Annotated in this window: 23 protein-coding genes; 15 read left to right on the forward strand and 8 right to left on the reverse strand. The window is 70.9% G+C overall.

Annotated features, from left to right (window positions below; translation table 11 throughout):
* Positions 1–86 precede the first annotated feature (86 nt).
* Positions 87–521: a VOC family protein gene (locus ACZ6QQ_RS05720; protein WP_465874673.1), complete on the forward strand. Its 435-nt coding sequence runs from the start codon at positions 87–89 to the stop codon at positions 519–521.
* 26 nt (positions 522–547) lie between these two features.
* On the opposite strand, the gene dprA is transcribed toward ACZ6QQ_RS05720, so the two are convergent.
* Positions 548–1,804, reverse strand: a complete 1,257-nt coding sequence (gene dprA, locus ACZ6QQ_RS05725) for a DNA-processing protein DprA (RefSeq protein ID WP_465874674.1) — start codon at positions 1,802–1,804, stop codon at positions 548–550.
* Entirely contained in the window at positions 1,801–3,321 is a 1,521-nt protein-coding gene (locus ACZ6QQ_RS05730; protein ID WP_465874675.1) for a YifB family Mg chelatase-like AAA ATPase, read from the reverse strand. The genes dprA and ACZ6QQ_RS05730 overlap by 4 nt, the downstream gene beginning before the upstream one ends.
* Before the next feature lie 464 nt (positions 3,322–3,785).
* Here ACZ6QQ_RS05730 and ACZ6QQ_RS05735 point away from each other — a divergent pair, with 464 nt between their 5' ends.
* Positions 3,786–4,361 (forward strand): hypothetical protein, encoded by a 576-nt coding sequence (locus ACZ6QQ_RS05735; protein ID WP_465874676.1) that lies wholly within the window; start codon positions 3,786–3,788, stop codon positions 4,359–4,361.
* Between the two features lie 404 nt (positions 4,362–4,765).
* Complete coding sequence (locus ACZ6QQ_RS05740; RefSeq protein ID WP_465874677.1) at positions 4,766–4,993, forward strand: hypothetical protein; 228 nt, start codon at positions 4,766–4,768, stop codon at positions 4,991–4,993.
* A 58-nt stretch (positions 4,994–5,051) separates the two neighbouring features.
* Here ACZ6QQ_RS05740 and ACZ6QQ_RS05745 read toward each other — a convergent pair whose 3' ends face one another.
* Positions 5,052–6,161: an NAD(P)/FAD-dependent oxidoreductase gene (locus ACZ6QQ_RS05745; RefSeq protein WP_465874678.1), complete on the reverse strand. Its 1,110-nt coding sequence runs from the start codon at positions 6,159–6,161 to the stop codon at positions 5,052–5,054.
* Between the two features lie 107 nt (positions 6,162–6,268).
* Here ACZ6QQ_RS05745 and ACZ6QQ_RS05750 point away from each other — a divergent pair, with 107 nt between their 5' ends.
* The 4 genes from ACZ6QQ_RS05750 (at position 6,269) to ACZ6QQ_RS05765 (ending at position 8,562) form a co-directional block, all read left to right on the forward strand.
* Entirely contained in the window at positions 6,269–6,622 is a 354-nt protein-coding gene (locus ACZ6QQ_RS05750; RefSeq protein ID WP_465874679.1) for a winged helix-turn-helix transcriptional regulator, read from the forward strand.
* Positions 6,623–6,730: 108 nt separating this feature from the next.
* A complete protein-coding gene (locus ACZ6QQ_RS05755) occupies positions 6,731–7,708 on the forward strand; it encodes a pirin family protein (RefSeq protein WP_465874680.1) in 978 nt (325 codons plus the stop codon).
* Between the two features lie 35 nt (positions 7,709–7,743).
* Positions 7,744–8,073, forward strand: coding sequence for a GNAT family N-acetyltransferase (locus tag ACZ6QQ_RS05760; RefSeq protein WP_465874681.1), 330 nt, complete (start codon positions 7,744–7,746; stop codon positions 8,071–8,073).
* Positions 8,074–8,562, forward strand: a complete 489-nt coding sequence (locus ACZ6QQ_RS05765) for a carboxymuconolactone decarboxylase family protein (protein WP_465874682.1) — start codon at positions 8,074–8,076, stop codon at positions 8,560–8,562.
* Here the strand turns inward: ACZ6QQ_RS05765 and ACZ6QQ_RS05770 are convergent, their stop codons facing one another.
* Together ACZ6QQ_RS05770 and ACZ6QQ_RS05775 are read right to left on the reverse strand one after the other, a co-directional pair.
* Positions 8,563–9,651, reverse strand: a complete 1,089-nt coding sequence (locus ACZ6QQ_RS05770) for a threonine aldolase family protein (RefSeq protein ID WP_465874683.1) — start codon at positions 9,649–9,651, stop codon at positions 8,563–8,565.
* 114 nt (positions 9,652–9,765) lie between these two features.
* The gene (locus ACZ6QQ_RS05775; protein ID WP_465874684.1) at positions 9,766–10,722 is read right to left on the reverse strand and encodes a helix-turn-helix domain-containing protein; all 957 of its coding nucleotides are present in this window, start codon (positions 10,720–10,722) and stop codon (positions 9,766–9,768) included.
* 208 nt (positions 10,723–10,930) lie between these two features.
* On the opposite strand from ACZ6QQ_RS05775, the gene ACZ6QQ_RS05780 reads away from it, so the two are divergent.
* Positions 10,931–11,479 carry a GNAT family N-acetyltransferase gene (locus ACZ6QQ_RS05780; RefSeq protein WP_465874685.1) on the forward strand — a complete coding sequence of 183 codons (549 nt, stop codon included), beginning with the start codon at positions 10,931–10,933 and terminating at the stop codon, positions 11,477–11,479.
* A 251-nt stretch (positions 11,480–11,730) separates the two neighbouring features.
* On the opposite strand, the gene ACZ6QQ_RS05785 is transcribed toward ACZ6QQ_RS05780, so the two are convergent.
* A complete protein-coding gene (locus ACZ6QQ_RS05785) occupies positions 11,731–13,044 on the reverse strand; it encodes an acyltransferase family protein (RefSeq protein WP_465874686.1) in 1,314 nt (437 codons plus the stop codon).
* 164 nt (positions 13,045–13,208) lie between these two features.
* Between ACZ6QQ_RS05785 and ACZ6QQ_RS05790 the strand changes: the two genes are divergently transcribed.
* On the forward strand, positions 13,209–14,654 hold the full coding sequence (locus tag ACZ6QQ_RS05790) for a glycerophosphodiester phosphodiesterase (RefSeq protein ID WP_465874687.1): 1,446 nt from the start codon (positions 13,209–13,211) through the stop codon (positions 14,652–14,654).
* 67 nt (positions 14,655–14,721) lie between these two features.
* Here ACZ6QQ_RS05790 and ACZ6QQ_RS05795 read toward each other — a convergent pair whose 3' ends face one another.
* Positions 14,722–15,099, reverse strand: a complete 378-nt coding sequence (locus ACZ6QQ_RS05795) for a YraN family protein (protein WP_465874688.1) — start codon at positions 15,097–15,099, stop codon at positions 14,722–14,724.
* Positions 15,100–15,278: 179 nt separating this feature from the next.
* Positions 15,279–16,430, reverse strand: coding sequence for a DUF2332 domain-containing protein (locus ACZ6QQ_RS05800; protein WP_465874689.1), 1,152 nt, complete (start codon positions 16,428–16,430; stop codon positions 15,279–15,281).
* 310 nt (positions 16,431–16,740) lie between these two features.
* Between ACZ6QQ_RS05800 and ACZ6QQ_RS05805 the strand changes: the two genes are divergently transcribed.
* From ACZ6QQ_RS05805 to ACZ6QQ_RS05830, 6 genes are all read left to right on the forward strand, one after another.
* Positions 16,741–18,027: a hypothetical protein gene (locus tag ACZ6QQ_RS05805; RefSeq protein ID WP_465874690.1), complete on the forward strand. Its 1,287-nt coding sequence runs from the start codon at positions 16,741–16,743 to the stop codon at positions 18,025–18,027.
* 299 nt (positions 18,028–18,326) lie between these two features.
* Positions 18,327–19,175: a 30S ribosomal protein S2 gene (rpsB, locus tag ACZ6QQ_RS05810; RefSeq protein ID WP_465874691.1), complete on the forward strand. Its 849-nt coding sequence runs from the start codon at positions 18,327–18,329 to the stop codon at positions 19,173–19,175.
* A gap of 132 nt (positions 19,176–19,307) precedes the next feature.
* A complete protein-coding gene (tsf, locus tag ACZ6QQ_RS05815) occupies positions 19,308–20,135 on the forward strand; it encodes a translation elongation factor Ts (protein ID WP_465874692.1) in 828 nt (275 codons plus the stop codon).
* A gap of 181 nt (positions 20,136–20,316) precedes the next feature.
* Entirely contained in the window at positions 20,317–21,084 is a 768-nt protein-coding gene (gene pyrH / locus ACZ6QQ_RS05820) for a UMP kinase (RefSeq protein ID WP_465874693.1), read from the forward strand.
* 140 nt (positions 21,085–21,224) lie between these two features.
* Positions 21,225–21,782 (forward strand): ribosome recycling factor, encoded by a 558-nt coding sequence (gene frr / locus ACZ6QQ_RS05825; protein WP_465874694.1) that lies wholly within the window; start codon positions 21,225–21,227, stop codon positions 21,780–21,782.
* Entirely contained in the window at positions 21,782–23,227 is a 1,446-nt protein-coding gene (locus ACZ6QQ_RS05830; RefSeq protein ID WP_465874695.1) for a phosphatidate cytidylyltransferase, read from the forward strand. The genes frr and ACZ6QQ_RS05830 overlap by 1 nt, the downstream gene beginning before the upstream one ends.
* Positions 23,228–23,249 lie beyond the last annotated feature (22 nt).

A 23,249-nucleotide genomic window follows, 5' to 3' on the forward strand; every position in this document is an offset into this window, starting at 1 on the left:
CGTTCCGCAATGGCCGGTAGCGTTCTCGACAGCACCAGGGAAGCGCTTTTGACCAGCGACAACGATCTGCTTTGGAGGTTTTCACCATGAGCGGCACCCCGATCTTGCGTGGCATGGCGACGGTCACCTACTTCGCCGACGATTTCGACGCGGCGACGCGGTGGTACGCCGAACTGCTCGGCATCGAGCCGTACTTCGAGTTCCCCGGTCCGGACGGCAAGCCCGGATACCGGGAGTTCCGGATCGGCGACTACCAGCACGAGCTGGGCCTGATCGACGGCCGCTACCGGCCCGGCGGGGCGGCAGCGGCCGAGCCCGGCGGCGCGGTCCTGTTCTGGCACGTGGACGACGTGACGGCGGCCCTGGAGAAGCTGACGTCGATGGGCGCGAAGGAGTACGAGCCGCGCGTCGACCGGCCCTCGGGTTTCGTCACCGCCTCCGTGGTCGACCCGTTCGGGAACGTGCTCGGCATCATGTATAACCCGCACTACCTGGAGATCCTGGCCGCCGGCCGGGCCTGACCGCCATCATCATCATCGATGAGGCATCAGATGTCGACGGCGGTGGTCGGGCGGGGCGCGGGTGCCGCGAGGGCGTACCCGCCCTCGCGGCGGACGATCAGGTCGAGGTCTTCGAGCAGGGCAAGCTTGCGCAGCGTGAGCCGGATGTCCAGGCCGGCGCGGGCGGCCAACTCGTCCGGGCCGAGGACGCCCCGGCGCGGGAGCGCTTCGAGGACCAGGGCCGATTCGTCGTCGAGCAGGTCGCGCGGCTGCCGGGGCGCGCGGGCGAGCGGCGCCAGGTCCGCGCCGATCCGGCCGACCTCTTCGAGTACGTGTGGAACTCCGGTCACCAGCCGGGTTCGCGGATGTTCGCGGAGCAGTTCGTGGGCGCCCACGGACATCGCGGAGGTCACCGGGCCGGGGACGACCATCGCCGGGCGGTTGATCGCCAGTGCCCGCCGCAGCGTCTGGGTGGCACCACTGCGGGCGGCGGCCTCGACCAGTACGGTCCCGGCGGTGGCCGCCGCGATCAGCCGGTTGCGAATCAGGAACCGGTGGCGCAGCGGCTCCGCGCCCGGCATCCACTCGCTGATCAGCAGCCCGGTCTCCACGATCCGGTCGAACAGCGAACTGTTGCTCGCCGGATAAGGCCGATCCACCCCGCAGGCAAGTACGGCCACCGTCAGCCCGCCCGCGTTGAGCGCGCCCCGATGGGCGGCGGCGTCGATGCCGTGCGCCCCACCGGAGACCACGGTCCACTGCCGGTTGGCGAGTCCGTAGCCGAGTTCGGTGGCGATGTGACCGCCGTACGGGGTGGCGGCTCGGGCACCCACGACGGCGACCGCCCGGCCCAGCGTCTCGGCCAGCGGCCACTGTCCGCGTACCCAGATGGCCAGCGGTGGCGCGGTTTCCTGGTCGATTCTGCGTTCGGCACCGGGCAACGACAATGGTTCGAGGTCGCGGACCTGCGTCGGCCAGTCGTCGTCCTCGGGTACGACGATGCGGGCGCCGAGCCGTTCGGTGTGCGCGATCGCGGCGGCGGCGACCTCGCGCGGGTCGCCCGCCGTCCGCCGGGCCGCCACCGCAGCCAGCAACCGTCGGTCCGGTACGTCACCGGCGAGCAGCCGATCCAGGGCGTCAACCGGCCCGAACTCCCGCACGAGCCGGTAGACCGACCAGGTGCCCGGTTCGGCGACCCAGGTCAGGGCGACCCGAGCCAGCCGGATCGCGGCTCGTCCGTCGGGTGTTGACGAAGCATCCGAGGTCGGGTCAGCCGGAGCGATGGTCGGGTTCGGGGTGTTCACAGCGTCTCCCTCGTACGTAGGTTGATCGCCTCGGCGACGTCGTCGGCGCCCGGCCGGTCCCGCCCGTCGAGGTCGGAGATGGTCCACGCCATCCGGATGATCCGGTCGAAGCCCCGCGCGGAAAGGGATCCGCTGTCCAGCCGCCGCCGCAACCCGTAGGTGCTGGCCGCCGACAGCCGCCAGCGGGCCTGCCGCAGGTATGGGCCGGGTACGTCGGCGTTGACCTTCCAGCCGAGCTTCGCCCAACGGGCGGTCGCCGCCGCCCGTGCCGCCGCGACCCGAGCGCCGACCTCGGCCGACGACTCGTTCGACTCGCCGCTGTCCATCAGCTCGGCCGCCCCCAGCGGGCTCAACTCCACCTGTACGTCGATCCGGTCCAGCAGCGGACCGGAGATCCGGGACAGGTAGCGCCGACGGGCCAGCGGCGTGCACTCGCAGTGCGTGTCCCCGGCGGGCTTCGCACAGGGGCACGGGTTGGAGGCGAGGACGAGTTGCACCCTGGCCGGATACTCGGTGCCACCCTTGGCACGGTTGAGCACCACCCGGCCCTGCTCCAGCGGTTGCCGCAGCGCGTCGAGCGCCCGCGACTGGAACTCGGCCGCCTCGTCCAGGAACAGGATGCCCCGGTGGGCCAACGACACCGCTCCGGGACGGGCGAGTCCCGATCCGCCCCCGACGATCGCCGGCACCGTGGCGGTGTGGTGCGGAGCCTGGAACGGCGGGCGGCGTACGAGATCTCCGCCCGGCGGCAGGATGCCGGCGATGGAGTGCAGCGCGGTCACCTCCAGGGAGGTTTCGTCGTCCAGTTCGGGCAGAATCGACGGGAGCCGTTCGGCGAGCATCGTCTTGCCGGCGCCGGGCGGCCCGAGCAGCGCCAGGTGGTGTCCACCGGCGGCGGCGACCTCGACCGCCCGCCGCCCGAGCCCCTGACCGGCGACCTCCGCCAGATCCGGCCCGGATACGGGTGGAGCCGTCCGGCGCGGCGGTGGGTCGAGCAGCGCCACCCCGTCCCGGACGTACGCGACGAGTCGGTGCAGGCTGTCCGCCGCCCGGACCCGCACCCCCGGTACGACGGCGGCCTCGGCGGCGTTCTCGACCGGTACGACCACCTGACCGATCCCCGCACGAGCCGCCGCCACCACCATCGGCAGTACGCCCCGGATCGGCCGTACGGTCCCGTCGAGCCCCAGCTCACCGAGGATCACCACGTCCGCCAGCGGCGCCAGCGGCAGTTCACCGGAGCCGCCGAGCATCGCCGCCGCGATGGCGAGGTCGAATCCGGAGCCGTGTTTGGGCAGGGTGGCGGGGAGCAGGTTGACCGTGATCCGGCGGTTGGGCCAGTGCTGACCGGAGTTGACGATCGCGGCGCGTACCCGGTCGCGGGCTTCGTTGAGGGCGGTGTCGGGCAGGCCGGACAGGACAACGGCGGGCAGTCCGGGAGCGAGGTCGGCCTCGACCTCGACCAGATGCCCGGTCACCCCGACCAGCCCGACACAGAGCACCTTCGCGTAGCTCACCGCGTCCTGCCGGACTCGACCTTGGACGGATGGGGGCCTACGCCGACGCCCTGGACCGGCATGCCACGTATGCGGGACGAGGGTTGGGTGGGTGGTGTGGCGGCGGGCAGGGATTCGGCGTGGGGGAGTGCCGCTGGTCGATCGGATGTCATGGCAGGACGGTGACCGGTCCGGGCGGTCATCGGCAGCCCGTTCAAGGCGTCCTGTGGACGATGAAGGGCCCTGTGGACGGCCGGACGATCATGCCCTCGTTCTGCTAAGGAGGCTCCATTTACGGACATAACCGTCTTGCGGGAGACCTCCTAAACTCAGAACGCCTACCCTTGCCGGGCGGTGGGCGTGGGGTTGACAGTGCGGCGGTTTCTCGCCGTGGGAATCGGGCGGAATCATGCCCACGTCGGCTTGCAAAGGCATTACGGCACATGTACTAAATATGATGAGCGCACTAACTTGGTGAGGGAAAAGTGACGGTAGCGATCACGGCGGCGACAACGCTGGTTGTTGCAGGGCTCGGATTCCTGTTTACCTACTTTCACAGCCGCCGGCTACAGGAGCGCAACGACCGCCTTACCAGAATCAATCGCCAACTCGGCGAGCTCTACGGGCCGGCCTTCGCGCTCACTGATTCGACACGAATCTCGTTCGAGGCATTCCGAAGCAGGTACGGCGACATCCGTCAGCAGAAGGATCAGCAAGAAGTGCTGTCCGACGAACAGGTTTCGGCATGGCGGTGTTGGATGACGACAATCTTCCAGCCTGCAAACAAGAGGGTCTTCGAGTTGATCATGACTAAGGGTGACCTTCTTCTTGACGAAGAAATGCCGGAGTGTGTGTCACATTTCTGTGCGCACGTGACAAGTTATGATGTGGTCCTTGAGGGCTGGAAGGGCGATTCACCTGACATTTTTGCAGTTGTTGATTATCCGCCGGATTTCACCGACTATGTGCGCGTCTCTTATCGCACCCTCAAACGCAGGCAGTCAGTGTTGCTTGCGGAGGGCGTGTCTCGTTCGGAGATACTGACATCGAATGTAAAATGATGCCGGTCGTCGACGAATCTATGATCAATGCTGGGCGCTCTTATCTCGCAGATAACGCGTGGGGTGGCGCCTATCGTCGTTGATCGGGTAGCGGCGCCGACGACGTTGGGCGGTACGCCTGGACCCAGACGTTGATAGGGGTGAGGGCCGGTGGTGTGCATCCACCGGCCCTCCTCGTCGTGTCGCGACGCCTCGGCGGTAGCAGTCGATAGTCACGGCGCGTACCGTCGATCTCACAGGCGATCCTTCCGGGGACGTCGGTCGGGAGTACCTCGCGCAGGAGGAACACGCATGCCGGCGACCATCGGCGATGAACTGTTCGCCCAACTCGACTGGGCGCTCGGGCAGCGGGCCGGCGGCAAAGCGACCTCGGTCGTGCCGATTCTGCTCGCCGGTGCTACCCCGTGACCGCAGCCGAGGACCGGTCACTGGTAAAGGTGACCGTCAACCTCAGCCCGCGCGCGGTCGACGCGCTCGACTCGGCCTGTGGGCGTACCCGGGACACGAAGACGGACACGATCAACCGGGCGCTGGTCGTCTACAACCTGGTCCTGTGGCTGGTGGAGCGGGGCGGTGGCAGCCTCGCCGTACGCGATCCGGACGGCGGCATCGAACGCGTACACCTGTTGTAGTGCAGACGCCGGCCCGGCGACGTACGCAACGTCGCCGGGCCGGCCGAGCGGTGCCTGGTCAGGCCCGCTCGGGGGCGTCGAACTGGGCGCTGTAGATCTCCACCAGCATCGCGCGGCCCTTGATCCCGGAGACCGCCTCGGCACCGGCGATGCCCTCGATCCAGGGGAGCTGTCCGGCGCCGCCCTCCGGGCCGAGCGGGACCGCGATGATGACTCCGGCCGGCTCGTAGCTGGCGGTCCCACCCTCACCGGTGATCAGCGCCCGCAGGTTCGCAGCGACCAGTTCGGCCTGCCTGCTGGCCGTGCCGGCCAGGTTCGCGTCGGCGTCGGAGATGTCGCCGATCGCGTACACGCGGTCGTGTCCGATGACCCGCAGTTGGCGGTCGACCCGCACGTACCCCTGCTCGTTGCGGGCCTCGGCGAGCGTGCCGCGCAGGTAGTCGGTTTGCAGGCCGACGCCGAAGCAGCGGTACCAGATGTCGGCGGTCAGCTCCTCACCCGCGACCGTGGTGACCGACACCGGTCCGGCGGTAGCCGGGGCGATGCCGGGCAAAGTATCCAGCCGGCTGCCGAGCTTGAGTTCGACGCCGAGCTTGTCGAGCTGGTTGCGCAGCTCGTCGCGGAGCGCCTGGTCGAACCGGCCGGGCAGGATGTCGGATCCGGAGTCGACCAGGGTCACCTGCTTCTCCGGGAAGGACGACTTGATCTCCCCGGCGAGCTCCAGGCCGGACGGCCCGGCGCCGACCAGCAGCACCCGCTGGGCGCCGCGCAGCTCCTGGTGGGCGTCGCGGAACCTCGCCTGCGCGGTCGCGCTCTCCGACTCGTCACTCTTCGCCGGGAACGGGTAGGACGAGCCGGTGGCCAGGATCAGGTGGTCGGGCTCCAGACGCTCGCCGGAGGCGAGCGTGACCTGCCGGCCATCGACCGCCACGGCCCGGTCGCGCACGAACCGTCCGTGGTGCAGGAGCCGGCTGTACGGGAGGAAGATCCGCTCCACCCAGTCGGGCTCGACCAGCGCTCGCCAGGCGGCCACGTTGTGCAGGAAGGCGTCGGAGGGGTCGACCAGGGTCACGTCGGCGACGTCGTCGAGCGCCTTGGCGACCTTGAATCCGGCGTACCCGCCGCCGAGCACGGCCACGCTCGGGCGGGGCCGGGTTGTCTCAGTCATCTGCTCGTTGCTCCTGAATTCAGAGTTGCACCTGGTTTAGGTGTACCGACGGCAACAGTAGCCGCTTCGAAAAGCATAGCGCCAGCGGATCTGCTAGCTTTGGTGGCATGAGCAGGGCCGTCAACCACGCCGAAGCGGGAGCCTGTGACCGGGCCGACGCGGCCCTGGCGCGTGCCTTCGGGGTGCTCGGCAAGCGGTGGAGTGCCCTGGTGCTCGGCAGCCTGCGCAGCGGACCGGCCGGGTTCCGCGAGTTGTCCCGCGCCGTCGAGGGTGTGAGCGATTCGGTGCTTTCCGACCGGCTGTCCGAGTTGACCGAGGTCGGCCTCGTCGCCCGTACGGTGGACGCCGGCCCTCCGGTGTCCGTCTCCTACGAGCTGACCTCGGGCGGCCAGGCCCTCATCCCGGTCCTCACCGAGATCTCCCGCTGGGCCACCGACCACCTCCCCGACGACAAAACCTGATCTTGTCGGTCCCCGCCGATCGGGTACCCCGCTCGGTCACCGACGCGGGCTAGGCTCGGCGGGTTGACGGCGGAAGATCGCGCGCCGCCCGGAGGCTGGAGGACGTACGTGAGCACCACCGAGGCCGACCCGGAGTTCACCACCTGCGAGTCCGGTCCGGAGGGGCTCCAGATCCTCGAACCGAGGCTCGTTCCGCTCGGCGGGCTGCGGGCGTTGAACGTACGCCGGACCCTGCCGCAACGGGCCAGGTCGCTGATTGGCGCCTGGTGTTTCGTGGACCACTACGGCCCGGACGACGTGACCGAATCCGGCGGAATGGCGGTCAACGGCCACCCGCACACCGGGCTCCAGACCGTCAGCTGGCTCTTCGACGGCGAGATCGAACACAAGGACACGGTCGGCTCGGTCCGTACGGTCCGGCCCGGCGAGGTGAACCTGATGACCGCCGGCCGGGGCATCGCGCACTCCGAGTTCTCGACCCCGGACACCACGATTCTGCGCGGGGCGCAGCTCTGGGTCGCCCTGCCCGAACACGAGCGGCACAGCGAACCCCGGTTCGAGCACTACGCCCCCGAGCCGGTCACGATCGACGGTGCCCGGGTGAGCGTCTTCATCGGCTCGCTGCTCGGCTCGACCTCCCCGGTGCGCACGGCCACCCGCCTCGTCGGCGCGGAGCTGCGGCTCGACGCCGGGGCGACGGTGACGATCGAGGTGGACCCGACGTTCGAGCACGGCATCCTGGTCGACGACGGCCGGGTCAGCGTCGCCGGTGTCGGCGTCGCCCCGTCCGAACTGCTCTTCGTCCAACTCGGACCGGCCAGCCTGACCATCACCGCAGAGGCGGGACCGGCCCGGATCCTGCTGCTCGGCGGCGAACCGCTGAACGAGCGGATCATCATGTGGTGGAACTTCATCGGGCGTACGCACGAGGAGGTCGTCGCGTACCGGGACCGCTGGCAGGCGCAGGCGTTCGGCACCGCCGCCGAAGATGCCGGTGACCTGCCGTACGGGCCGTTTCCCGCCGACTGGTCGCAGCTCATCCCGGCCCCGCCCCTGCCCGGCGGCCGGTTGAAACTCCGCCCCTGAGCACCCGACCCCTACCCCCGGAGACGAGGCACACCGTGACGAACCCGAACCCCGAACCGACCGTCGAGCTGGACGAGGCCGGGCACCGCTACACCATCACCGTCGACGGAACCGTCGCCGGCTTCGCCCAGTATTTCGACAACGACGACCAGCGGGTCTTCTTCCACACCGAGATCGGCAAGGAGTACGGCGGCCAGGGGCTCGGCGGCCGGCTGGTCGGCGGAGCACTCGACCACGTACGCGCGGCCGGGCTGCGGATCGTGCCGATCTGCCCGTTCGTGAAGTCGTACCTCGGTCGCCACCACGACTACGACGACCTGGTCGACCCGGTCACGCCGAACCTGCTCGCCCGGCTCGGTGCCTAGGTGCCACCGGCCCGCCGGATCTATCTCGACAAGCAGTCACCCGCGATCTTCAAGTCGCTCGGCGCGGTCGCCGTCCAGGTACGCGCCCAGGCCACCGAACTCGGCCTGAGCCGTCGCCTGCTCGAACTGGTCAACATCCGGGTCTCGCAGCTCAACGGGTGCGGATACTGCCTGCAACTGCACACCGCGCGGGCGCTGGCCGAGGGCGAGACCAGCCACCGGCTCTCCGTACTGACGGTGTGGCGGGAGACCGAGCTGTTCGACGCGAAGGAACGGGCCGCGCTGATGCTCGCCGAGGGGGCGACCCTGGTGGCGGGCGAACGGATCACCGACGCCGACTACGCCTGGGTCTCCTCGGTGCTGACGGCCGACGAGATCTCCGTACTGAGCTGGGCGGCGATCACGATCAACTCGTTCAACCGGGTGTCGGTGCTGAGTCGTCACCCCGTACCGGTGCAGGGTCCGGCGGTGGCTGCCGCCGCCGGCTAGTCACCGCTCGCGGACCGCGCGCAGCACCAGCTCGCGCAGCAGCTCGACCACCTCGGCCGGGGTGAAGTCCATCGCGTTCTCGTGCACGCTGATCTCGAAGCTCGACCGGGTCGGATCCGGCGCGGACCGGATCCGACCGAAGAGCTGGACGCCGTGTTCGGCGAGCATCGCGGCGGCGGCCCGCTCCACGGCCGGGCCGCCCGCCGGCAGGTGCACGTGGAACAGCGGCGTCTGCGGCGGATCCGGCCAGGCCAGCGCCACCCCGTCGGCGTTGATCGCCGCCGCGATCGCGATCGCGTGCTCCCGGTAGGCCGGCATCCGGGGCAGCAGCGTGTCCAGCCCGGCGAGCGCGGGCAGGGCGAGCGACCAGGCATCGTGGATGGCCCCGCCGAGCCGGGTACGCCACACCGACGCCTGCGCGATCGTCGCCGCGTCGGCCGCCAGGATCGCACCGCGTACGCCCTGGAGGGCCTTGTAGAGGGAGACGTACACGGTGTCGAAGAGACCGGCGATCTCGTCGAACGGCCGCTGGTAGTAGGTCTGCGCCTCCCAGATCCGGGCACCGTCCAGGTGCGCCGCCGCCCCGCCGGCCCGCGCCGCCTCGACCTGCGCGCGCAGGTCGTCCCACTCGGGCAGCAGCCCGCCGATGTCGCGCTGGGGCAACTCCCACAGCACCGCGGCCAGGGGCTCACCGATCGCGTCGAGGTCCGCCCCGGTCATCAGCCGGTGGCGGTCACCGGCCGGGTGGAACCGCAGCCCGTGCACGACCTGGTAACCCTGCGCCTCCCAGGCCTCCAGGTGGGTCTGCGGGTGCGCGGCGAACGTGGGCACGCCCCGACGCTCGGCGTGGATCCGGAGCGCGACCTGCTGCGCCATCGTCCCGGTCGGGAAGAACAGCGCGGATTCCTTGCCGAGCAGGGCGGCGATCCTGCCTTCGAGCTGGGCCACCGGCCCGTCCGGCCCGCTCGGCGGGGTGTCGGCGTCGACCCGGTCGAGCAGTTGCCGGAGCACCGCGTGCGGGCTCAGCCGGATCGGCGCGTGCGCGAACAGGGATCGGCGGATCGGCGGGCGGGCATCGGGCGTCGACATGATCCAGAGCATGCTCTTGTTGCCACTGTCTCGCAATAAGGCTTGTTCCTCGTCACCCGGTTGCTTGGTTACCCGGTTCCTCGGTTACCCGGTTCGCTGCTGGCCGGTTTCTCGTCATCCGGTTGCTTCTTGGTCGGCGGCGACCGGGGGCGGCGATCCGGGGCGCGTCGCCGCCCGCAACGCGGCCAGCAGCCAGGCGAACGCGGGCACCGCCGGTGGCTCCGGGGTGATCCCGAAGAGCTCGCCCAACAGCTGCCAGTATCGCTCCACGGCGGGATCGGCCACCGCCTCCAGCCAGGCCAGCAGGGCGGCGACCTCCGACGCGGGCAGGTCGCCGGGCACGATCCGAGCCAGTACCGCCGCACCCTCGGCGGACGCCGGTCCGATCCCCTCCGCCACCGCCCGCCCCGCGTGCCTGAGCACCGCCGGGCGGATGGTGAGACCGAAGTCCAACCGGTTGTCGCCTCCGCCGCCGACCACCAACCGTCGTACGGACCGACGGAAGTCCTCGTCCGCGACCAGATTCGCCAACTCCACCCACGCGTCCACCTGCTCGACGGTCGGGTCGTCGGGCAGGTGTGCGGGCAACTCCCGCATCCACTCGGCGACAACCAGGCCGTCGGAGTCGTCGACACCGGCGAAGACCTCGTCGACGAAGGTGTCGATGATCTGCTGGCGTTCCCGTACCGAGAGTCGGGCCAGTTCGTGGATCAATGTCAGCTCCCCGGTGGTGCTGCCGCGCTTCGCGACAGTGGCGAGTACGGCCCGGCGCAGCCGCAGCGTACGGATCTCCGCGTCGAGGGCCCGTACGTGCAGTCGCGCCACCTCGGCCGGGGTCGCCTGTCCGGCGAGCACCCGGCGTACGTCATCCAAGCCCAGCCCCAGCTCACGCAGGGTTCGGACCAGGTCGAGCCGGACGACCGCGCTCGCGTCGTACCGTCGGTATCCGTTGGCGGACCGGTCCACCGGTGGCACGACGCCGACATCGGACCAGTAGCGGATCGTCCGCACCGCAAGCCCGGTACGCCGGGCCAACTGCCCGATCGTGTACCGGGCCGAGGTGTCGTCCATGGCACCAACCTGCACCTTCCACCCGCTGGAGACTCAAGCAACGCTCGCCGACGGGGCGTCCATCGTGGCCGATTCCGGTTATCTTTTCCCCCAACGGGGAGGGGGACCTGATGTCCGAAAGTGTGACCGTACGACCGGCCGGCGCGGACGACGCGCCGACGATCGCCACCGCACTCGCGGTGGCCGGTATGGACGAAGCAGTGTTCAGTTGGGTGATCCCGGACGAGCAGGTCCGGCGGGAACGGGTCACCTCCGGCGCGGAGCAGACCTCGCCTGGGTGCACGGGGTGCTCGCCACCGGTGAGATCCTGGTCGCGGGGACGGACTCCGGTGAGATCGCCGGGCTGTCCCTGTGGGAGTACGACGACGGTTCGGTTCCGGACTCCGATCCGGCCGAGTTGGACGCGTTCTTCGCCCACGCCTACGGGGAGTACGCCCCTCGGATGAGCCTCGTGTACGAGCTGACCCGGCGGCGTCACCCACACGGCGAACCACACTGGTACCTGCAACAGATGGCTGTCGTACCCGATCATCGGGGACGTGGTCTCGGCGGCGCGATGCTCGCCCACCAGTTGGCGCGGGCCGACGCCGCCGGGGTCGCGGCATACCTGGAGGCCAGCACACCGCGCAACCGCCGGCTGTACGAGCGGCACGGGTTCCGGGCGCTCGGTGGCCCGATCATCCTGCCGGACGGCGGCCCCGCCGTTCAGCCCATGTGGCGCCCGGCCGTCACACCCACCGGTCCCGCCGAAACGTGAGTTGACCGTCTCCGGCACTGCCGCCGGTACCGGCGGTACCGGCGGCGGCCGGGTTCGCGTCGGGCGGCCGGGTTCGCGTCGGGCGGCCGGGTTCGCATCGGGCGGCCGGGTCGCGAGCCCGAGCCCGCGCGACAGGCCCGCGAAATGGTGGCTACGGTCGTCCGGCAGCCCCAACTATTGGCAGGTCGGTGCGGTCGTACCAAGGCGACCGGTGAACGGCGGCTGTGATCTGGGCCTCGGTGTGACGCCCACTACGTCCGGGTCCGGGACCTGTCCTCGGCCGGATTGTCGCCCGTGTCCCGCCCGCCGGTGGCGTCCCGGCTGTCGGTCGTGACCCGGCCGTCCGTCCGGTCGGCGGGGCCGGGCTGGTGCGGGACGCGTGCCGCCGGTGACGGTGCCGCCGCCGGTGACGACGGCGAGGACGGTGACGACGGCGAGGACGGTGACGACGGCGACGGGGTTGGTGGCGGAGTCTTCGGGCGCCGTCGGGGACCGAGCAGGCGCATCATCGGGGTCTCGACGAAGCGGTACAGCAGCCCGGCGAGGAGGAGGTTGAGCAGCAGGAAGCCGATCGCGGCGGCCGGTCCCCACCAGCCGGGGAAGCCGTTCAGGTGATTGGTGGCCCGCAGCACACTGGTCACCACGAAGACGTGCACCAGGTAGTAGGCGAAGGAGACCTCACCGAGCCAGCGCATCGGCCGGGACCGCCACGGCGACCAGGTGCCTCGTACGTCGGCTTCGGCCGCGGCGGCGATCACCAGGATGTACGCGGCGGCGAGCAGCGTCGTCCACAACTCGGCACGGATCCACTGGGTGGCGGCCACCCAGGTCAGCACGAAGATCAGGGTGGCGATCTTCAGGTTGGGGCCGCGCCACCGGCCGCGCACCATCAGCTCGGCCGCCGCCACCCCCATCCAGAACTCCAGCGAACGCACCAGCGGGAACACCTGGGTGAACCACCAGCGGTCGGCCTCCGGCACCAGTAGCTGACCCGGCCAGAGGGAGAGGATCAGCAGCGGCATCGCGACGATGACGGCGACCAGCACCCAGGGCCGCAGCCGGCGGATCAGCGGGAGCACCAGCGGCAGGCAGAGGTAGAAGAACAGCTCGCAGGAGAGCGACCAGCTCACGGTGTTGACGCTGTAGAACCAGCCCGGGGTCGGGTTCCAGGCCTGCACCAGGAAGAGGTTGGTGATCGCGACCTTGAGGTTGAACGGGTCCGCCCAGTAGAGCCCGAGCAGCAGTACGGCCGCCCACAGCACCACGTGGTTGGGGAAGATCTTCGCGATCCGGCGTCGCCAGAACGCCAGCGGGGTGTCACCGGGTCGGGCCGACCAGACCAGCACGAAGCCGCTGAGGATGAAGAAGAACTGGACCCCGGACAGGCCGAGGGTGAAGACCTTGCTGACCACGGCGTGGTAGTCGGGCTCGGCGATGACCCGCATCGTCCCGACGTGGAAGCCGAAGACCAGCATGGCGGCGACCCAGCGCAAGCCGGTCAGCGACGGCAGCTTGCTCAGCGGTCGGCCGACGGCGGTGGGGTCGGTGGCGGAGGTGGTCGTCATGACGCCCGGCACTCTAACCCTTGGGCGGGTGCCGACGGCCAGCCCGGGTCCGCTTCCGTTCGGGATCGACCACTTCGGGGGCGATGAGCCGTACATCCCTGATTTGCGAAGCCGTAACTGTTTGCGGGTGGGATGTTCCCCGGTCCGTCCTACCGTGCCCACCCATGGGCTTCTCTCGATCGGGCCTCGTGCCCGTCCGCGCCACCGCCCCCGGCCGGGTCGCCATCGCACTGCTGGCGCTGGCCGCCTCGGTCGGCACCCTCACAGTGGTCGACACCACCACGCCGGCCGTCGCGGCTCCCGGCAGCGTCGTCGTCTCGGCGAACTTCGACACCGGCGGACTGCCCGCCGGGTGGCGGGCCGTCGACGGTGACTGGACGGTCAGGAACGGGCGGCTGTACGGTGCCGCCGGCAGCGGTTCGAAGAAGATCACCTTCGGTCGGCACCTGAACGACTTCCGGTTCGAGGCGACGATCCGATTCGAGTCCGTGACCGAGGCGACCCGGTGGACCGCGCTCGGGCTCGACGTACCGTCCGCCGGCACCCCGCCGTGGTGGATCGCCACCCTGCGTAGCGGTAGCACCGCCGCGAACGGGCTGGAGTTCGCCCAGCTCACCACGGCGAACACCTGGAACGTGACCAACACCGCCGCAGCACCGTCGGCGGCCGGCACCGGCCGGGACATCAGCATCGCCGCCGAGGTGCACGGCATCAACGCGCGCTGGTTCTTCGCTGGCCGGGAGGTGCTGCGGACCAGCAGTCTGCAGCGTTCGGCCGGCGGGGTGCAGGCGCTGATCGTGAACGGAGCAACCGTGTCTTTCGACAATGTCAGGGTCACCGAGCTGGCGCCGAGTCCGTACATCCGGCCGGTCGGTGCGCCGTTGACGGTCATCGCCCATCGGGGCGCCTCCGCCGTGGCGCCGGAGAACACCCTGGTCGCGCAGGACGTCGCCCGACGCGAGGGTGCCGAGTGGATCGAGAACGACGTCCAGCCGAGCAAGGACGGCGTTCCCTTCGTCATGCACGACAGCACGGTCGACCGGACCACCAACGGCACCGGTGCGATCCGCAACCTGACCGCCGCCCAGCTCAAGCAACTCGACGCCGGTTCCTGGTTCGGCCCGCAGTTCGCGGGCGTACGCCTGCCGACGCTGGCCGAGCAACTGGCCGACCTGCGTACCCGTGGCGGCAAGCTGCTGCTCGAAATCAAGGGTGCGCACACCAAAGCGCAGGTCGGCAGGATCATCGACATCATCCGGGCCGAGCAGATGACCGACCGGGTCTTCATCCAGAGCTTCGAGACCAGCGCGCTCACCTACAGCTACCAACTCGCCCCGGAGATCCCGCTCGGCCTGCTGCGCAGCACCCTCGACGCGGACCCGGTGGCGGTCGCGCGGCAGTACCACCTGACCGCGTACAACCCGTCGGTGGCGGCGTTGACCGGCCGGCCCGCCGTCATCGCCAACCTGCACACGGCCGGGGTGGCGCTGATGGTCTGGACGGTCGACTCGGCCAGCCAGTGGCAGCAGCTGAAGGGCCTCGGGGTGGACGGGATCATCACCAACCGGTCGCCCGAACTCGTCGACTGGAACGCCGCCAACCCCGGCTGACCCGTGCCGCTCTGCCTACCGGCGGTGGTTGCGCGACCGGGCGAGGGATCGCGGCCGGGCAAGGGATTCAGAACGCTCCCTTGAGGTGTTCCACCCGCGCCGCCCCGCGCGGTGGGGCGAACACCGAGACGACGTCGAAGCGGACCTCCGCCGGACGGGCTGCCGACTGTTCCAGCCACCGCGCGGCCAGCCGCCGCAACCGCCGCGCCTTCGCCGGCACCACCGCCTCGGCGGGCGGGCCGAAGGTGGCGCCACGCCTGGTCTTCACCTCGCAGAACGCGAGGACGGCACCGTCCCAGGCGATGATGTCGATCTCCCCGGCCGGGCCCTGCTCCCCGGCCGGGGTACGCCAGTTGCGGTCGACCACCCGCAGCCCGTTCGCCACCAGGTGCCGTACGGCACAGCGCTCGCCGTACGCGCCGACCGCCTTGCGTTGCAGCGTCATCCGTCGAGGGTGACCGGGCCGACGCTGCGGTGCGGCCGTCGGCGTGCGGCTGTGGACGAGGCGAGTGCCTGTGGACGGCCGGACGATCAAGCCATTGTCGTGTTACACGGGACCGGAGCCCGCCGAACCTCCTCGGCAGCCGCATCCCCTTCTCGTCGCCACCGGGAACGGGCGGCGGCTCAGGCGGCCGGCGGCGCGTACGCGTACGTCATGGGGTGCCATTCCAACCAGTCGCCGTGCCCGCCGGTGCGGCCCAGCACCTCGACGCCGGCCCGGCCGTCCCGCCAGTCGACCACGGTGAGCAGCGCGGCGGCGAGCACTCCGGGCGGCCCGGCCGCCGCCGGTCGACGGTCGAGGAACAGCTCCGCACCGGCCGCCGACGCCTCGTTGAGCACCACCGTCAGGTCCCGCCGGGCACCGACCCCGGCCAGGATCGCGGCCAGCCGGAGCCGGTCGGCACGGTCGAGGTAGGTCAGCGCCATCGAGGTGAAGACCACCGGCACCGCCGCGTCCGGCACCTGTTCGAGCAGAGCGGGCAGGGTCGCCACCATGTCCCCGGCGACCAGTCGCGGCCGGACCAGGGCCACCTCGGCCAGCGCCGCCTCCAACCGGGCCAGCCGCTCGATCTGCTCCGGCCAGACACAGGCCCGCAACCAGTCGGTGGCCACCGGGTCGGTGGCGTCGATCGGGGAGAGGTCGATGCCCACCCGGTCGGTGACGGTCAGTTCGGCGGCGGCCGGTTCGGGCCAACCGGGACCGTGCAGGCCGACGGTCATGGTCAGTGCCTCCGGCACCCCGGTCGGCCCGTACGTCTCGGTGCGGCCGTCGGGTCCGACGTACCGGCAGGCGTACCGGTCGCTGATCAGCAGCAGGCCGGCGCTGGTGCCGAGTTCCACCAGGTGCAGCGGCCGACCCTCGGCGTACGCGGCCGCCCGGCCGAACCCGGCCCGCAGCACCGCCCCCCGCCGGGCCTCGTTGGTCTGGGTGGTCCGGGTGGCGCAGAGCTCGGTCAACTCGTCCCGGTAGGCGTCGACCAGGTCGGCGAACGCGACGCCCAACCCGTCGTCGACTCCCCGGCCGCCCCCGAGGGTCGGCAGGTACGCCGCCAGCGGGTGCCCCGCAGCCGTCGTCCGGAGCAGGTACTGGACGGCGGCGAAGTAGAGGATCGCCCGTCGTTGGCCGGGGCCGGCGGCGCGCAGGGGCTCGGACAGGTCGGGTCGTTCGGCGAGCAGTTCGGACAGGTACTCGTACCGGGGTGAGACACCGCGGAACTCGTGCCGGGCGAAGCGACGGAACATCTCCGCCAGGGCGAACTCCTCGGTAACCGTCATACCGGTGATGGTCCGCCCACCGGCCGGAGCGCGCAGCGACCTTCGTCACGTGCGCGGGTGCGGCCCGGAAGGCAGGCCGATACGGCCTGCGGAAGCGGAGCCGATACGTCCTGCGGAAGCAGCACGGTGCGGTGCGGCTCCGGCAGCGGTCGGCGTGCCCGACGCACGAGGCTGCGGGCACGGTTCGGGGGAATCTCTGCACCAGGGGCCAAAGGCGGCGCCTCGCCCGGAACGCAAAGTCAGCGACAAGCCGGGCATCAAGGTCATCTAATTGGCGCCGCCTCGTGCGGGTCGTTTACGGTGCCCGTTCGTGGACGGACAACGTAACTTCCCCGAGGACCAGGAGCAGCCACGCTGGTACGCCGGCGAGCGCGGATATCCCGAGTCGGACTGGCGGACCGGCGCCGAGGCGCGCTACCCGGCGGACGGCTACCCGGCCGCCGAGTCGCGCGGGGGATCGCCCGGGGAGGGCCGCTACGCCACGATCACCGATCCGCTCGCCGACCGCTACCCGACCGAGCCGGAGCGTTTCTCGGCCGGCTCGGACCGGCACTCCGCCGACACCGACCGCTTTTCGCCCGGCCAGGACCGGCACTCCGCCGACCCGGCCTCCGACCGAGACCGTGACCTCGACCGATACCCGGTCGCCGCCGACCGGTTCGGCTCGAACCCGGACCGCTTCACCGGCGAGTCGGACCGCTTCACGGGTGAGTCGGACCGGTTCACGGCAGAGTCGGATCGGTTCACGGGCGAGTCGGACCGGTTCCGGTCCGGGGCCGACCGGTTCCGCAACGAACCCGACCGGTACGCCCCGGCCGACCGCTACCCCGACCCGATCGAAGCGGTACGTGACCCGCTCGAAGCGATCCGGGTACGGCCGGAGACCGCTCCCGCCCCCGCCGAGCGCGCCGCACGCGAGCCGGGCGAGGCGAGCCGGAGCGGCCAGGACGTCCCGCCCGGCCGGGGCGAGGCCACCGGCCGCCCGGCCGACGCGCAACTCGACGCCGGGCGGGCGACGACCGAGCCGGCCCGTGCCGCGAGCGGTGCGGAACGGCCTCCGCTGGCCGGCTACCCGATCGTCGGTGCCGGCCGGACCGCCCCGCAGTCCCCGCCGGTCGAGCCGGCCGCCGGGGCGCTGCACCTGCCGACCGGGCCGATGGTCATGGTCCCGGTCCAGCCCGGCGACCTGCCGCCGGTGGCGGAGTTCCCGCCCGTCGCCGAGTCCACCGGCCTGTACGGCGAGCCGGCCGACGGGCCGCGCCGGATCGGCACCGGTGGCGGGCCGACCGGTGACGGGGTGTACCGGACCCGGCGGCCAGCCGTCGCGCTGCTCTTCGCCGTACTCGTGGTGATTCTTGAGGTGCCGGCGCTGCGGATCCTGTTCGACGGGGCAGTGGGCGGGCCGGTGTCGGCCAGCGGGGTCATCGCGGGCACGTTCTTCGCCTTCGGCCTGCCGGCGTTCGCCGCCGGCCTGTACGCGCTGTTGACCGGTGGAGCGGCGATCGGTGATCCGGGCAGGGTGTGGCTGCGCCCGCCGACCGCGTACCTGACCATCGGGTTGGTCCTGTTCGTGGCCGCCGCGCTCGCCGCCGGCTGACCGGTCGGGATTCGCCGCGAATCGAACCGCGAGGCACTACTGGTCCCCGGCGTCACCGGTGTCCCCGTGATCGTCACCGGCTGCCGGGCTTGTGCGGGGGCGGAGGGCGCGGGGCGTACACTTGACCCTGGCGACCGCCCGTGCGGTCGACCTCGCGCGCCCTTTCCACGGTTGCCCGTGGGACGACGGCCCCCTGGTCCCGATCTTGATTGGGCCCACCATGGCCGTCGACCAGGCGCCAGGACGCCAGGCCGACCGGCCCGGCGTGACAACCAGGGACATCGAAGGAGCACCCCACCATGGCCGTAGTGACCATGCGTCAGCTGCTGGAAAGTGGTGTCCACTTCGGGCACCAGACCCGGCGCTGGAACCCGAAGATGAAGCGCTTCATCTTCACCGAGCGCAACGGTATCTACATCATCGACCTGCGCCAGACCCTCGAGTACATCGAGACCGCGTACGAGTACGTGCGCCGGACCGTCGCCGAGGGCGGCAGCATCCTGTTCGTCGGCACCAAGAAGCAGGCCCAGGAGGCGATTGCCGAGCAGGCGACCCGGGTCGGCCAGCCGTACGTCAACCACCGCTGGCTCGGTGGCATGCTGACCAACTTCCAGACGGTCTACAAGCGGCTCCAGCGGATGAAGGAGCTGGAGGCGCTGGGTGACCTCTCCGGCACCGCTGCGGGTTACACCAAGAAGGAGACCCTGCAGCTCTCCCGGGAGAAGATCAAGCTCACCCGCACGCTGGGTGGTCTGCGGGACATGACCAAGGTGCCCGCCGCGATCTGGGTTGTCGACACCAAGAAGGAGCACATCGCCGTCGACGAGGCCCGCAAGCTGGGCATCCCGGTGATCGCGGTGCTCGACACCAACTGCGACCCGGACGAGGTCGACTTCCCGATCCCGGGCAACGACGACGCGATCCGTTCCGCCGAGCTGCTCACCCGCGTGATCGCGGCGGCGGTCGGCGACGGCCTGATCGCCCGCTCGGGCAAGCACCGCGGCGGCGACGAGAAGCCGGAGCCGGGTGTGGTGGCCGCCGACGAGCCGCTCGCCGAGTGGGAGCGGGAACTGATCGAGGACACCGAGAAGAAGGCCGACGACGCGGAGCCGAAGGCGGCCGAACCGGCTGCCGCCGCCGCTGAGTGACCCTGCCGCCGGGTCGGCCGGCCGCACACCGCGGCCGGCTGGCCCGAGCGCGTACGTGGACACCACGCGCCCGGATCCGAGTTTCCCTTTAGCAGATCATCCATCGCAGTCCCAAACACCGAAGAGAGAGTCATGTCAGACTTCACCGCTGCGGATGTCAAGCGGCTCCGCGACCTGACCGGCGCCGGCATGATGGACTCCAAGAAGGCGCTCACCGAGGCTGAGGGCGACTTCGACAAGGCCATCGAGCTGCTGCGCATCAAGGGCGCCAAGGACGTCGGCAAGCGGGCCGGCCGTACCGCCGCGAACGGCCTGGTCGCGCACTCCGGCAAGGCGCTGCTCGAACTCAACTGTGAGACCGACTTCGTCGCCAAGACCGAGGACTTCATCGCGCTGGCGCAGCAGCTCGTCGAGCACGGCGTGCAGTCCGGCGTGACCGACGCCGAGGGCCTGCTCGCCTCGACGCTCAACGGCAAGACCGTCGCCGACCTGATCCAGGAGCAGTCGGCGAAGATCGGCGAGAAGCTGGTGCTGAACCGCTTCGCCGTACTCGACGGCACGGTCGCGGTCTACCTGCACCGCAAGGCGCAGGACCTGCCGCCGGCCGTCGGCGTGCTGGTCGAGTACACCGGCTCGTCGGACGAGGCGGGCGACGCGGACGCGCGCGGCGCGGCGATGCAGATCGCGGCGATGCGGCCGAAGTTCGTCACCCGCGACGAGGTGCCGGCCGAGACGGTCGAGTCCGAGCGGCGCATCGCCGAGCAGACCGCCCGCGAGGAGGGCAAGCCGGAGGCCGCCCTGCCGAAGATCGTCGAGGGTCGGGTGAACGGCTTCTTCAAGGACTACGTCCTGGTGGAGCAGCCGTCCGTGACCGACAACAAGAAGACGGTCAAGCAGGTGCTCGCCGAGGCCGGCATCACCGTCACCCGCTTCGTGCGGTTCGAGGTCGGCCAGGCCTGAGCGGATCCCAGCGTCGGTCCGGGCCCGTCCGGTCCGGGCCGGTGAGGGGACTGAGACAAACCACGAGGAGGCCGCCGGTGTACATGACAGGCACCGCGGCCTCCTCGTCACATAGGGTCGGCAGCGGCAGGTGCGGCGACGGGGCAGCGGGCGGGAAGTCCGCGGAAGAGAGGCGGGTCGGATGACGCAGGTGGTTAGTGACCGGACCCTGGCGGCGGACGATCCGACGGCGCCACCGCCCGGCCGGGCCCGCCGGGTGGTGCTCAAGCTCTCCGGTGAGGTCTTCGGCGGCGGGGCGATCGGGGTCGACCCCGACGTGGTCCAGGCCATCGCCCGGCAGATCGCAACCGTCGTACGGCGTGGTGTGCAGGTCTCCGTGGTGGTCGGCGGCGGGAACTTCTTCCGTGGCGCCGAGTTGCAGAAGCGGGGGATGGACCGGGCGCGGGCCGACTACATGGGCATGCTCGGTACGGTGATGAACTGCCTCGCGTTGCAGGACTTCCTGGAGAAGGAGGGCATCGAGACGCGGGTGCAGAGCGCGATCACGATGGCCCAGGTGGCGGAGCCGTACATTCCGCTGCGGGCGATCCGGCACCTGGAGAAGGGCCGTGTGGTGATCTTCGGCGCGGGCGCCGGGATGCCGTACTTCTCGACCGACACCGTCGCCGCCCAGCGGGCGCTGGAGATTCGTGCCGACGTGGTGTTGATGAGCAAGAACGGGGTGGACGGGGTCTACTCCGCGGACCCGCGTACCGACCCGACGGCGAGCAAGTTCGACAAGATCACTTTCTCCGAGGTGTTGCGGCGCGGGCTGCGGGTCGCCGACGCCGCCGCGTTCAGCCTCTGTGAGGAGAACGGGCTGCCGATGCTGGTCTTCGGCGCCGAGGGCGACGACACGATCATCCGCGCCGTCGGCGGCGACCGGATCGGGACCTTGATCACGGCGTGAGCCGGGACCGTCGAGTAGAGCACGGCGTGAGCCGGGACCATCGAGCAGAGCACGGCGTGAGCCGGGACCATCAAGCGGGGCGCGGCGTGAGCCGGGCACGACACGACCTAACGACTTAGCAGAGGGAGGCGAGGGAGCAGGTGATCGACGACACTCTCCTCGAGTCCGAGGAAAAGATGGAACGTGCGGTCGAGCACGCCAAGGAGGAGTTCGGTGCGATCCGCACCGGGCGGGCCACGCCGGCCATGTTCTCCAAGATCATCATCGACTACTACGGTACCCCGACGCCGCTGACCCAGATGGCCTCGGTCGGCGTACCGGAGCCCCGGATGGCGATCATCAAGCCGTACGACGCGTCGCAGCTCCAGGCGATGGAGAAGGCGATCCGCGACTCCGACCTCGGCGTCAACCCCGGCAACGAGGGTAACCAGCTCCGCATCCTGCTGCCGCAGATGACCGAGGAGCGGCGCCGGGAAATGATCAAGGTGGCGCGGAACAAGGCCGAGGAAGCCAAGGTCGCGATCCGCAACATCCGCCGCCGGGGCAAGGAAGAGCTCGACCGCATCGTCAAGGACGGCGAGGCGGGTGAGGACGAGGGACGCCGCGCCGAGAAGGAGCTGGACGACCTCACCCAGAAATACTCGACGCACGTCGACGAACTGGTCAAGCACAAGGAAGCCGAGCTGCTCGAGGTCTGATGTCCTACCTCGACCCCAGCGGCAGCGCCGAGTCCCAGGGCCGGCAGCGCCAGGACGGACCAGCCGGCCCGTACTGGCCCGATGCTCCCGACGAGCCTCGACTTCGGGCGCGGCACCCCGGTGCCGCGCCCGAGGCCGTTGCCGACGCGCCGGGCTACGCGCCCGTCTCCGGGTACCGGCACGGCGACGCGCCGGCCCGCCGGGACGGGTACGCCGGCCCGATCGGCCCGTACGCCGGCACGGACCGGCCGGACGCGCAGCCGTACCGGCCGGGGGACTCCGGCGGCGGCTTTCCGGGTGGTGACGACCGGGCCGACGCGGGCGCGAACGGGCTCACCGATCCGCTCGGCTGGGCCCCGATCCGCGGCTTCGACCAGCAGGACCTGGTCGCCCCACCGGGCCACCCCCACCAACCCGGGGCGGACCAGCTCGATCCCCGGCGGCTCCGGCCGGAACAGGCCGAGCCCGGATGGGCCCGCCCCGAGCACGTCGAGCCCGGCCCGGCCCGGTCGGTCGGCCCGCCCCGGGAGGCACCGGTGCCCGATCCGGAGGAGGCGGAGCCGGACGGCCCGCGTCCGCGTACCGGTCGCCGTCGAGCCGGCCCGGGACGGCCGGCGACCCTGCCCGCGAACAGCCGAGCCGGGCGCAACCTGCCGGCCGCGATCGGCGTCGGACTCGGCCTGGGCGCGGCGGTCGTGGTTCCGCTCGTCGTGTTCCCGCTCGCGTTCCTCGCGGTGGTCGCGGCCGCCGTCGGGGTCGGCATCTGGGAGATGACCCAGGCCGTACGCCGCAGCGGCGCTCAACCGCCGCTGGTCCCGCTGCTGGTCGGCGGCGTGCTGATGGTGGGACTCGCCTGGTTCGCCGGGCCGGACGCCCTCAGCCTCGGGCTGCTGGTGACCGTGCTGGCGACGATGGTCTGGCGGCTCGGCGACGGACCGGCGGGCTTCCAACGGGACCTCACCACCGCCACGCTGATCGCCGTCTACGTGCCGTTCCTGGGCGGCTTCGCCGCGCTGCTCGCCGCCGAGCCGACCAACGGCCCGCTGCGGGTGGTGGTGACGATCGTCGCGGTGGTGCTCTCCGACACCGGCGGGTACGCGGCCGGGGTGGCTTTCGGCAAGCACCCGATGGCGCCCTCGGTGAGCCCGAAGAAGTCCTGGGAGGGCTTTGCCGGCTCGGTGCTGGCGGCCGCCGGGGGCAGCGCGCTGCTGCTCTGGCTCCTGTTCGACGTCAACCCGCTCTGGGGAGCGGTCTTCGGGGTGGCGGTCTCGGGCTCGGCGGTCCTCGGCGACCTGGCCGAATCGATGATCAAGAGGGATCTCCGGGTCAAGGACATGAGCAATCTGCTCCCCGGACACGGCGGTCTGATGGACCGGCTGGACTCGGTGCTGTTCGCCGTACCGGTCGCCTATCTGCTGCTGGCGTTCCTGGTGCCGGTGGGCTGAGATGTTCCCACGTCCGCGACCC

This window comes from Micromonospora sp. NPDC049529 (genome assembly GCF_055586685.1).

Excerpts from the sequence above, each read along its gene's own strand:
- ACZ6QQ_RS05720 (WP_465874673.1), top strand. The coding sequence starts at position 87 with ATGAGCGGCACCCCGATCTTGCGTGGCATGGCGACGGTCACCTACTTC.
- ACZ6QQ_RS05745 (WP_465874678.1), bottom strand. The coding sequence starts at position 6,161 with ATGACTGAGACAACCCGGCCCCGCCCGAGCGTGGCCGTGCTCGGCGGC.
- ACZ6QQ_RS05750 (WP_465874679.1), top strand. The coding sequence starts at position 6,269 with ATGAGCAGGGCCGTCAACCACGCCGAAGCGGGAGCCTGTGACCGGGCC.
- ACZ6QQ_RS05770 (WP_465874683.1), bottom strand. The coding sequence starts at position 9,651 with ATGTCGACGCCCGATGCCCGCCCGCCGATCCGCCGATCCCTGTTCGCG.
- ACZ6QQ_RS05775 (WP_465874684.1), bottom strand. The coding sequence starts at position 10,722 with ATGGACGACACCTCGGCCCGGTACACGATCGGGCAGTTGGCCCGGCGT.
- ACZ6QQ_RS05785 (WP_465874686.1), bottom strand. The coding sequence starts at position 13,044 with ATGACGACCACCTCCGCCACCGACCCCACCGCCGTCGGCCGACCGCTG.
- ACZ6QQ_RS05790 (WP_465874687.1), top strand. The coding sequence starts at position 13,209 with ATGGGCTTCTCTCGATCGGGCCTCGTGCCCGTCCGCGCCACCGCCCCC.
- ACZ6QQ_RS05795 (WP_465874688.1), bottom strand. The coding sequence starts at position 15,099 with ATGACGCTGCAACGCAAGGCGGTCGGCGCGTACGGCGAGCGCTGTGCC.
- ACZ6QQ_RS05800 (WP_465874689.1), bottom strand. The coding sequence starts at position 16,430 with ATGACGGTTACCGAGGAGTTCGCCCTGGCGGAGATGTTCCGTCGCTTC.
- rpsB (WP_465874691.1), top strand. The coding sequence starts at position 18,327 with ATGGCCGTAGTGACCATGCGTCAGCTGCTGGAAAGTGGTGTCCACTTC.
- tsf (WP_465874692.1), top strand. The coding sequence starts at position 19,308 with ATGTCAGACTTCACCGCTGCGGATGTCAAGCGGCTCCGCGACCTGACC.
- pyrH (WP_465874693.1), top strand. The coding sequence starts at position 20,317 with ATGACGCAGGTGGTTAGTGACCGGACCCTGGCGGCGGACGATCCGACG.
- ACZ6QQ_RS05830 (WP_465874695.1), top strand. The coding sequence starts at position 21,782 with ATGTCCTACCTCGACCCCAGCGGCAGCGCCGAGTCCCAGGGCCGGCAG.